This window comes from Pseudomonas citronellolis (assembly GCF_900112375.1).
Taxonomy (GTDB): domain Bacteria; phylum Pseudomonadota; class Gammaproteobacteria; order Pseudomonadales; family Pseudomonadaceae; genus Pseudomonas; species Pseudomonas citronellolis.
Window position 1 is genome coordinate 141,538 of record NZ_FOLS01000018.1, and the last position, 7,780, is coordinate 149,317.

Sequence of the window (7,780 nt, forward strand, 5' to 3'; positions counted from 1 at the left end):
ATTCCTCCCCCGTAGGAGCGGACCTTGTCCGCGATAGCCGGAACCACCGGCGCGGTTCGCGGATGAGATCCGCTCCTACGCCGCCCCACCCACGCCGTACCCATGTAGGAGCGCGCCCTGCGCGCGATTTCGCGGGCAGGGCCGCGATCCCGGCGGCTCAGACCGCCAGCACGCCATCCCGGTAATCGCGCAGGGCCTGTTCGATTTCCTCGCGGCTGTTCATCACGAAGGGCCCGTATTGCACGATCGGCTCGTTCAGCGGCTTGCCGGCCAGCAGCAGGACTCGCGCGCCCGTGTCGCTGTGCAGCTTCACCGCGTCGCCTTCGCCCAGGCGCGCCAGGCGGTTGGTGCCGACTTCGCCGCCGCGCTCGGCCTGCACCTGCAGGCTGCCTTCGTAGACATACAGCAGCGCGCGGTGGCTGGCCGGCAGGTTGAGGCCGATGTCGGCGCCGGCCGGCAGCTTCAGGTCGTAGTAGTGCGGTTCGGTGTCCGGGCGCTGCACGGCGCCGTCGAGCTGCACCTGGCCGTCGTTGAAGCGCCCGGCGATCACGGTCACTTCCACGCCGTTGGCGGTGGTAGTGCGCGGTACGTCTTGCGGCTCGATGTCGCGGTAGCCGGCCGGGCCGAGCTTGCTCTTGCCGGGCAGGTTCAGCCACAGCTGGAAGCCGCGCATGGCGCCTTGCTCCTGCTCGGGCATCTCGCTGTGGATGATGCCGTGGGCGGCGGTCATCCACTGCACGCCACCGGGCTTTAGCAGGCCTTCGTTGCCCAGGTGGTCGCGGTGGCGCATGCGCCCTTCGAGCATGTAGGTCACGGTCTCGAAACCGCGGTGCGGGTGGTCGGGGAAGCCGCCGATGTAGTCGTCGGGGTTCTGCGTGTCGAACTGGTCGAGCATCAGGAAGGGGTCGAAGCGTTCGATGCCCGGGCCGCCGATCACGCGGGTCAGGCGCACGCCGGCGCCGTCGGAGGCGGGGCGGCCGATGTGCAGGTCGATCAGGTTGCGCAGCTGGGTCATGGGGGACCTCCTCGTTCAGGCATGGAGGCCATGGTAGTCCCGCCGATTGAATGAATGGTTGCGAGTTTTGCGGGCCGAATATCGAATTTGTCGATATTCGGCCCGCCCACTCATTCGCCGATCTGCAGCTTGCGCGCCTCGGTATAGAAGTAGCGCAGCTTCTCGTACTCGAAGGGCGTGTTCATCTGCCCGTAGCGGAAGCTGTTGCTGTAGCGCCGGTCGATGATCTCCAGGGTGGGGATTTCCCAGTAGTCGCCGCTGGCGCTGGCCACGCCCAGGTAGTCCACCTGCTGGCCGGCGACGAAGTCGGTGACCAGCCCGCCGGTGTCGCGCAGGTTGGACGGGCCGAGGATCGGCAGCATCAGGTAGGGGCCGGCGGGCACGCCGTAGAAGCCGAGGGTCTGGCCGAAGTCCTCGGGCTGTCGCGGCAGGCCCATGCGGGTGGCCGGGTCCCACAGGCCGAGCACACCGAAGGTGGTGTTGAACAGCAGCCGCGCGGTGGTGTTCATGGCCCGCTTGCCCTTGAACTGCAGCAGGCTGTTGAGCAGGCTCGGCACCTCGGCGATGTTGCTGAAGAAGTTGCTCACGCCGCTGCGCACGAAGCGCGGGGTGACGTACTCGTAGCCGTGCACCACGGGCAGGAACACCCACTCGTCGAAGCGGTAGTTGAAGTGGTAGACGCGGCGGTTCCACGACTCCCAGGGGTCGTAGACGTTGAGCGCGCTGAGGGTGGCGCGCTCGAACACGCGCTGGTCCAGGCCGGGGTTGAACTTGAGCGCGTCCAGCGGGTGCTTGAAGCCGTCGGCGTCGGGCGTCAGCTGCACCTGCTTGGCGGCCGAGGGCGGCACGGCGGGCGCCGGGCCGAGGTCGGAGGCGTTGTCGGCGTGGGCCAGCGCGCTGCCCAGCAGCAGGGCCAGCAGCCAGGGGGATCGGCGGGTCATCTAGCGCTTTCCTGTGTCGGCGGCGGCCTGCAGCGTGGCGTCCTGGCCGCGGAAGAAGTCCAGCATGTCCTGGGCGTTGACCCGGTAGTTGAGGTTGCCGCAATGGCCGCCCAGCGGGTACAGCGTCAGCCGGTCGCCGAAGGTGCGGCGCAGGAAGCCGATGTCGCCGGGGCCGAGGATGACGTCGTCGGCGTTGTGCATCACGGCGATCTTCGGCGTGTCGTGCAGGTACTGCTGCAGGGCGTACAGGCTGGTCTGCTGGATCAGCTGCGGCAGGCTGCCGCCGCCATGGCGCTTGCGCCACATGGGGATCAGCTGCTCGACCATGTAGCAGTCGAAGTCGCATTGCAGCGCGCGCTTGAAGAAGGGTTCCAGGCTGGTGCCCTCGTTGATCGGGTAGTGCGGCGGGGTGACCAGCCCGCGCTGGTTGATCAGGTCCGAGGTGAAGGCGATGTCGGCGGAGGAGAAGCGGAAGGTCGTGCCGATCAGCATGGCCATCTCTTCGTTGGTCAGGTGCTGCCTGGAGTGCTGGAAGTCATAGAGGAAGGCATCGTTGAGGTCGATGTAGCCCTTCTGCTGGAAGTAGCGCGTCAGCTTGCCGAGCACCAGCTGGTAGTAGGTCCTGGAGTCGGTGATGCCCTTGACCTGGGTCTGCACCAGCCGGTCGAGGTTGCTCACCGAGGTGTAGAGGTTCACCGGCGGGTTGAGCAGCAGCACGCGCTTGAAGTTGAAGCTGCGGCGGGTTTCGTCGAGGTGGCTGACGAAGGCCGCGTGCAGCGCGCCGAGGCTGTAGCCGGTGAGGTAGTAGCCGGTGATCGGCAGGCTCGGGTGCTGGGCGCGCACCGCCTGCATCACCCGGTACAGGTCGTCGGCGTCGTCGGGGCTGTAGCCGGGGGTGGCGCGCATCGAGGCGCCGGCCATGAAGTCCCAGCTGGTCGGCGAGGAAATCTGCACCACGTGGTAGCCGGCGCCGTAGAACAGGCGCTTGAGGTACTCCGGGGTGCTGCTGAGGTAGCTGGCGCCGGTGCCGGCGATGATGAACACCAGCGGCGCCGGGTGGTCCTGGCGGGCCAGGCGGTAGTGCAGCTTCTTCACCGGCCAGAAGTTGTCCGGCAGCTGGAACTCGCGCTCCGGACGCAGCTTGAGGGCGTAGTCGTGCTGGTCGATGTCGGCATCGTCCGGCAGCTGCGGGCGCAGCTCCGCCGGGGTGGTGGCGATGGTCGCTTCGAAGGGGTTGCCCAGGGGGTAGCCGTAACTGGCCGGGTCGACATCCCTGGCGAGCGCCGGACCTGCGAAGCCCATGACGAGGCTGCCGAGCAGGGCAGCCACGCGCGTAAGCAGAGGCATGCGGTGGATTCCTTTCAGTAGGACGCGAAATGCAGTGAAACCGAGCACTATGACAAGTGCAAGTTCTACAAGTGCTGTAGGACGCGTCCGGAATCCTCTTGGGTGGTCGTTCAGTCGCGCCGGCCGAGGCGGGCGAGGGCATCGCCGGCCAGGCGGTAGACGGTCCATTCGTCCAGGGGCACGGCGCCCAGGCTGCGGTAGAAGCCGATGGCCGGTTCGTTCCAGTCCAGCACCGACCACTCCAGGCGCCCGCACTTGCGTTCCACCGCCAGGCGCGCCAGTTCGCTCAGCAGCGCCTTGCCCAGGCCCAGGCCACGGGCGCTGGGGCGCACGTAGAGGTCTTCGAGGTAGATGCCGGGCTGGCTCAGCCAGGTGGAATAGTTGTGGAAGAACAGCGCGAAGCCGGCGCCGACGCCGTCCACCTCGCCGATCAGCACCTCGGCGTAGGGGCGCGGGCCGAACAGGTGCTCGTGCATGCGCCCGGCGTCGGCCTTGTTCTCGTGGGACAGGCGTTCGTACTCGGCCAACTCGGCGATCAGTTCGAGGATCAGCGGGACGTCGTCGGGGCGGGCGGGGCGCAGCTGGATGCGGGACATGCTCATCTCCTGGTGAAGCGGACCGCCGAGCATGCCGTGCCGGCCCGGCGCTGGCAACCTCGGCGGTGCGGGATGCGCAGCTGCTGCAGCCGCCCACGCCAGGGGGCTGCGCCTCTTGCATCGGCCCCCGCGCTGGTTATGCTGGGCGCCCTTCGCCCGTGGAAGTGGCGCCATGCCTTCACGTTCATCGCTGATCCTGCTCTGCCTCGTCGCGCTCTGGCTGGCCGCCTGCTATGGCGTGCGCTTCGGCCTGCTGGAAAACGGCAGTTGGGTGGACGTGTGCGCCGACGATGCGGCGCTGTGGGCGTGCCAGGCGCGCTCCGGGCTGGGCCTGCTGATCCATTTCGGGGTGTTCGGCCAGGCGGCGCTGGCGGCGTCCGTGCCGGCCTTTCTGCTGCCAGGGCGCATCGGCTGGTGGCTGGCGGCCCTGGCGCTGTTCGTCGGCCTGCTGGCGCTGGTGTTCTACAGCGTGAGCATGGCGGTGTTCGCCGTGGTGCTGGCCGGGCTGCGCCTGGTGCGCCAGCCGCGCCCGGCGCGGGCCTGAGTCAGGCGGCCGGCGCCGAGGCTGCGGCCGCCACGCACCTTTCCTGGCGCAGGCCGCGCCACAGGGCGCCGGCGAGCAGCAGGGCGATCCCCGCCCAGATCAGCGCCTGGCGGTTGCCCAGCCCTTCCAGCACGAGTTGCGGGACTATGCCCGCGGCGATCAGCAGCGCCAGCAGGCCGGCCTCGCGGCGTGGCGCGGTCGCCGGCCGGCAGAGGTAGACCAGCGCCGGGAACAGCAGCGCCGCGTTGGGGAAGTTGCGGTAGCGCGCGTCGAACACCAGGGCCAGCATCCACACCGCGCCGGCGAAGCCGCTGGCCAGCAGCCACCAGCCGCCGCGGGTCTCCAGCCAGGCCAGCAGGCGCGCGCGCCAACCGGCCCCGGCGCCCAGCGCCAGGGAGAGGTGTGCCAGCACCAACAGGTTGAGCAGCACCAGGTACGCCGCCCACAGCCATTCGTCGAGGAAGGTGCAGATCACTTGGGCCTGGGCGCCCCACAGGCCGACGCAGGCGGCGCCGAGGGCGGCGGCCAGCGGTTGCAGCAGGGCGTCTCGGGCGCGGGCCGGGCGGCCGCCGAGCAGCAGCGCGGCGCCCCACAGCGCCAGCGAAAGGCCCAGCCAGAGCGGCCAGTCCGGTTGGTTGGAAACCGGCCCGGCGAGCACGTTCTTGTCCTGCCGGTCGGAGTCGAACAAGCCCCAGTAGCCGCCCACCGCTCCTTCGATGCGGCGCTTCCACGGCTGGTCGAAGGCCTCGATCAGGTTGTAGCGCCAGCCGTGCTCCTCGGCCAGGCGCACGAAGCCGCGGATGTAGCGCGCCTCGTTGACGCGGCTGGGCAGGGCGGTCTGGCGCTGGCGGCCCTCGCTGGGCCAGCCGGTCTCGCCGATCAGGATGGCCTTGCCGGGGAAGGCCTGGTCGAAGCGCCGGCGGATGTCCGCGACGTGCTCCAGGGCGCCGTCGATGCCGCTGGGCTGGTTGTCCCAGTAGGGCAGCAGGTGCAGGGTGATGAAGTCGACGCTGGCCGCCAACTGCGGGTGCTTGAGCCAGTATTCCCAGACCTCGGCGTAGGACACCGGCTGGCGCACCTGGCTCTTCACCCGCGCCAGCAGGCCTTCGAGGTACTTGCTGGTGACTTCCTGGCGCAGCAGCGTCTCGTTGCCGACGATCACCGCCTGGACCACGTCGGGGTAGGCGTTGGCCGCCGCTATCAGCTTCTGCACCTCGCGTTCGCTGTCGGCGGGGATGGCGTTGATCCAGGCGCCGAGGATCAGCTTCAGGCCGTGCTTGCGGGCCAGCTCGGGAATGCCTTCCAGGCCGCTCATGGAATAGGTGCGCACGCAGGTGAAGCGCGTCGCCAGCAGCGCCAGGTCGGCGTCCATTTGTTGAGGGCGCAGGGTGAAGGGCTGGTCGAAGGGCGACTGGTCCTTGCCGAAGGGGCTGTAGGAGGCGCACTGCAGCTTGTGCGTGGGGCCGGCCGCGTCGGGCAGGACGATGGCGCGGCCTTGCAGGTACCAGATGGCGCAGAGGGCAAGGGTGGCCAGGAGCAGACCGAGACAGTAGGCTGAAAAAGGATGGCGCTGGAATCTGGGCATGGGCGCGGTGCTTTCGAGCAGGTCGCGCATCTTAGCAATGCCCCGCCTCCGGCGTCTGCGCAGACGAGCGTGGGATGGCTCTCTGGCATCAGTGGGGGACACGAGCATGTCGTAAATGCTCCGTGGTTGTCGCAATTGGACAGTCGTTGTCGCGTACCAGCAGGTTGCGCGTCGTTCTCGGAGCAGCCCGCCAGCCCCTCGCGCCGATGATGGAGGGGCGGCCAAGACCGTCCCGGAGCGCTCGTTCCGGTGAACCTAGAACAAGGGGAGACTCTTATGCGAATGATGCGACGACTGATGGGCCTGGGTGCGGGGCTCGTGCTGTCGGCGGCAGCGGGCCTGGCCGGTGCGGCGGCCAAGCCGGAGATCACCATCGGCTACGTGGATGGCTGGTCGGACAGCGTGGCGACCACCCACGTGGCCGCCGAGGTGATCCGCGAGAAGCTCGGCTACCCGGTCAAGCTGATGCCGGTGGCGGCCGGGATCATGTGGCAGGGCGTGGCCCGCGGCAAGCTCGATGCCATGCTCTCGGCGTGGCTGCCGGTGACCCACGGCGCCTACTACGAGAAGATGAAGAGCCAGGTGGTGGACCTGGGCGTCAACTACCCGGGGGCGAAGATCGGCCTGATCGTGCCGGAGTACGTCAAGGCCAACAGCATCGAAGACCTCAAGGCGATGAAGGACGACTTCGGCAGCCGCATCGTCGGCATCGACGCCGGCGCCGGGGTGATGCTCAAGACCGACCAGGCGATCAAGGACTACGGCCTGGACTACAAGCTGGTGGCCAGTTCCGGCAGCGGCATGATCGCCGAACTGACCCGCGCCGAGAACGACAAGAAGGCGGTGGCGGTGACCGGCTGGATTCCGCACTGGATGTTCGCCAAGTGGAAGCTGAAGTTCCTCGATGACCCGAAGAAGGTCTACGGCGAGGAAGAGCACGTCGACAGCGTGGCCAACCCGGCGCTGGAGAAGAAGGCCCCGGAAGTCTGGGCGCTGCTGAAGAAACTGCAGTGGAAGGACGGTGCGGAGATCGGCCAGGTGATGCTCGCCATCCAGGATGGGGCCAAGCCTGAGGAGGCTGCCAAGCAGTGGGTGGCCAGCAACCCGGATCGGGTGAAGGAGTGGACGCAGTAAGGCTTTGCCTGGCCTGGCGGTAGGTTGCTGCCGGGTCGGTGGAGGTTGTGAGGAGAGCCGCTTTCCTTTTGGGGGAGCGGCTTTTTTGTTTGTTTGGGGAGGGCGGTGGTTGTGGTGTTGGGGTTAAGAGCGCCCTCTCCCCAACCCTCTCCCGCAGCGGGAGAGGGGGCTGTCCTGAGCGACGTGTCGGTCAGGCGCCATCCTCCCACCCCGTCATTCCCGCGAACGCGGGAACCCAGTGACTTTTTGGGTTGGGCTCGGTGTAGCGCGCCGCTCCGAGTCCGCTGAGATTTTTTGTTTCGCCCCCTCGGGCGAGTCCCTTTTGTCAAACGGTGGAAGGCCACCCCCGCAAAAAGGAACCAAAAAGGCTTGCCCCGCATACGGGCCCGATAAAGCCGGGCTACCCTCACGAATTCCCCCGCCACGGAGGCCCGCCCCGAGGGTACGTCCCTGTAGCCCGCGGGGCTCTCGCGACATCCATGTCGCATGACCTCCTGAGCGCGGGCTTCGCTCGGCCTTCTGAAGGGGCGTTTCGGAGTGCGCGGATGTTTCTCTGGAAGTCCAAACGCCAGAGCAAGAGCGGGCGTGCTTTTGCTCTTCGTAGGAGCGAGCTTGCTC

The 7,780-nt window shown here is 68.1% G+C and carries 7 protein-coding genes; 2 read left to right on the forward strand and 5 right to left on the reverse strand.

The window, feature by feature from the left end:
* Positions 1 to 157: 157 nt before the first annotated feature.
* The 4 genes from BM060_RS18145 to BM060_RS18160 form a co-directional block, all read right to left on the reverse strand.
* A complete protein-coding gene (locus BM060_RS18145; protein ID WP_074981596.1) occupies positions 158 to 1,015 on the reverse strand; it encodes a pirin family protein in 858 nt (285 codons plus the stop codon).
* A 110-nt stretch (positions 1,016 to 1,125) separates the two neighbouring features.
* Entirely contained in the window at positions 1,126 to 1,956 is an 831-nt protein-coding gene (locus BM060_RS18150; protein WP_074981598.1) for an MlaA family lipoprotein, read from the reverse strand.
* Entirely contained in the window at positions 1,957 to 3,303 is a 1,347-nt protein-coding gene (locus BM060_RS18155; RefSeq protein WP_074981600.1) for an alpha/beta fold hydrolase family protein, read from the reverse strand.
* 110 nt (positions 3,304 to 3,413) lie between these two features.
* Positions 3,414 to 3,899 (reverse strand): GNAT family N-acetyltransferase, encoded by a 486-nt coding sequence (locus BM060_RS18160; RefSeq protein WP_043271035.1) that lies wholly within the window; start codon positions 3,897 to 3,899, stop codon positions 3,414 to 3,416.
* A 172-nt stretch (positions 3,900 to 4,071) separates the two neighbouring features.
* Here BM060_RS18160 and BM060_RS18165 point away from each other — a divergent pair, with 172 nt between their 5' ends.
* A complete protein-coding gene (locus BM060_RS18165) occupies positions 4,072 to 4,443 on the forward strand; it encodes a hypothetical protein (RefSeq protein ID WP_074981602.1) in 372 nt (123 codons plus the stop codon).
* A 1-nt stretch (position 4,444) separates the two neighbouring features.
* Here the strand turns inward: BM060_RS18165 and BM060_RS18170 are convergent, their stop codons facing one another.
* Positions 4,445 to 6,028, reverse strand: a complete 1,584-nt coding sequence (locus BM060_RS18170) for a glycoside hydrolase family 17 protein (protein WP_074981617.1) — start codon at positions 6,026 to 6,028, stop codon at positions 4,445 to 4,447.
* Positions 6,029 to 6,304: 276 nt separating this feature from the next.
* Between BM060_RS18170 and BM060_RS18175 the strand changes: the two genes are divergently transcribed.
* Positions 6,305 to 7,162 carry a glycine betaine ABC transporter substrate-binding protein gene (locus tag BM060_RS18175; RefSeq protein WP_074981604.1) on the forward strand — a complete coding sequence of 286 codons (858 nt, stop codon included), beginning with the start codon at positions 6,305 to 6,307 and terminating at the stop codon, positions 7,160 to 7,162.
* Positions 7,163 to 7,780 lie beyond the last annotated feature (618 nt).